Origin of the sequence: Chthonomonas sp., assembly GCF_035294165.1 — a bacterium.
GTDB lineage: Bacteria > Armatimonadota > Chthonomonadetes > Chthonomonadales > Chthonomonadaceae > Chthonomonas.
The window spans coordinates 1-2,316 of the sequence record NZ_DATGLN010000019.1; the positions used below are offsets into that span (position 1 = coordinate 1).

The following is a 2,316-nucleotide window of genomic DNA, read 5'->3' on the forward strand; positions in this document are numbered from 1 at the left end:
GGTTATTACGGTTGTCCACGATCGTGACAAAAATCGAATTACCGAGGCCCTTCTGCGCAACGGATTTCAGTTCACCAAAATTGCCAGCACGGGCGGGTTTCTTCGAGAGGGCAACGTAACGCTGCTTATCGGCGTCGAGTCCAAAGATGTGGATAAGGTGATTGAGGTTATCGGCGAGAGCTGCAAGACGCGGGAACAGTTCGTGAATGTGCTTCCCCCCGATGCGGCGCCGGTGGGTACCTTTATGCCAAGCCCGGTAAAGGTGTTGGTAGGTGGTGCTGTCTGCTTTGTGCTCGATGTTGAGCGTTTCGAGCGTTTCTGAAAGGAGGTCACACCGTTGACGTTACCTGAGCCCATCGCTGCTGCCTGCAAACCGCTCTTCGAGGCCGTGCCTCTGGAGCAGGCCATGCCCCATCTGTTAGGCACTCATCCGCATCATGTGGAGTTGGTGAGGCAGGTACTGCAAGAGCCTGCCCTGTGCGATCGGCCCGATCTGGCCGCCGGTCTGTGGCTTTACGTGGATGACCTGGAACGTTGTCATGCCATTTGCCAGAACCTACCCGACCCCACCGGTGCCTTTTGGCATGGCATTATGCATCGGCGAGAGGGCGACTTCGCCAACAGCCACTATTGGATGCGTCGGGCGGCCTCTCATCCGCTGCTGCGTGAGCGACCGGAGTTAAAGCCGGCCGAGTTTATAGACCTCGTTGCTAAAGCGGGTGGACGAGACCTGCCAGAGCTTGTGGCCCGTCAACGTGACGAGTGGCTTGCCCTTTTTGAATGGTGCGCTCAAAACCCTCTGCGTTAGCGCTTTATCTGCTGGGGGACAGCTTCTCGCAGTAGGGCAGGCATAAGGCCTCCCCTAAAAAGCCTACCCTATCCCTACGGGCACCTGTCCTCTTGCGAGCCCTTAGGTGGTCAAGACACCCTCGCTCCTAGGCAGCAGAGGCTTTGCAAGTGAGATAGACTCCCCCTGAAAACAGCTCATCTCCTTACCGATAATGAAGATAGACCACCTTAGGTTCTCTTTCATGCTCAACAGGAGATGATGTTTAACAGATGACCTCGGCTCCCACGTCGCTCTCACAAGGTTTTGGCTCTTTCCTCCAGCGGATCACGCGCAGTGCCGACATGGTGCTGGCCATTCTGTTCATTCTGGTGCTCGGCATGCTCATCGTGCCACTTCCCGAATGGCTGCTTGATCTGCTTTTGGTAGTAGATATAGGGGGATCGGCCCTCATTCTCCTATCGGCCTTCTACACCGTGGAACCACTTCAGTTCAGCATCTTTCCGTCGCTTCTGCTGATCATGACGCTCTTTCGCTTGGCCCTTGATGTGGCCGCCACGAAGCTGATTTTGGGCACCGGCCATGCAGGCGAGGTGATCGCGGCTTTCGGGAAGTTTGTGGTGGGCGGCAACTACATTGTGGGAATCATCGCCTTTCTGATTCTGGTGGTGGTGCAGTTTGTGGTAATTACCAATGGTGCCGGACGCGTAGCGGAGGTGGCCGCCCGTTTCACTTTGGATGCCATGCCCGGCAAACAGATGGCCATAGATGCCGATCTCAATGCAGGGCTGATCAACGAGGAGCAGGCGAAAGAGCGACGTAAACAGATCGAGCTAGAGGCCGATTTTTATGGGGCGATGGACGGCGCAAGCAAATTCGTGCGAGGCGATGCCATCGCAGCTATCCTCATCATTATCATCAACATTGTGGGCGGGTTCGCTTTGGGGCTGAGCCGTGGGGGCGACGTGATGAGCGTGCTACAATCATACACCCTACTTACCGTAGGGGAAGGACTGGTCAGCCAGATTCCGGCGCTACTTATCTCCACGGCCACAGGCCTTATCGTCACGCGGGCTGGCTCGGAAAAGCCAATCGCGCAGGCCTTTTTCCAGCAACTATTTCAGGGCACACGTCCTCTCATCATCGTTTCCGGGTTAATGGCTATGCTGGCGCTATTGCCGGGCTTCCCTAAGCTTCAACTGCTTGTTTTGGCAGCGGCTGCGGGCGGCGGGGCCTTTTTCTTAACGCGACGTGCGGAGGAAGAGCAGAAACGCGCGTTGAAAGAGAGCGAGAAGCAGAAGCTTGCTGCCAATGCTGCCCCTAAAGGGCCGGAGGCCGTGCTGCCGCTGTTGAATGTGGAGACCATCGAGCTTGAACTCGGCAGTGGACTGGTGCCTTTGGCCCTGCCGGAGGAGGGGGGTGACCTCGCAGAGCGGGTAGGAGGGGTGCGCAAACAGATCGCGATGGAGCTGGGGATTGTGCTGCCCACCGTTCGCATTCGGGACAACCTGCAGTTGCGCCCCAATCAA

General features: G+C 56.9%; 3 protein-coding genes. All 3 read left to right on the plus strand.

The window, feature by feature from the left end; genetic code table 11:
• The coding region (locus VKV29_RS00500) for a cyclic-di-AMP receptor (protein ID WP_324199337.1) at positions 1-322 on the plus strand (322 nt) is incomplete at its 5' end.
• Positions 323-337: 15 nt separating this feature from the next.
• On the plus strand, positions 338-808 hold the full coding sequence (locus VKV29_RS00505) for a hypothetical protein (RefSeq protein ID WP_324199338.1): 471 nt from the start codon (positions 338-340) through the stop codon (positions 806-808).
• Positions 809-1,059: 251 nt separating this feature from the next.
• The coding region (locus VKV29_RS00510) for a flagellar biosynthesis protein FlhA (protein ID WP_324199339.1) at positions 1,060-2,316 on the plus strand (1,257 nt) is incomplete at its 3' end.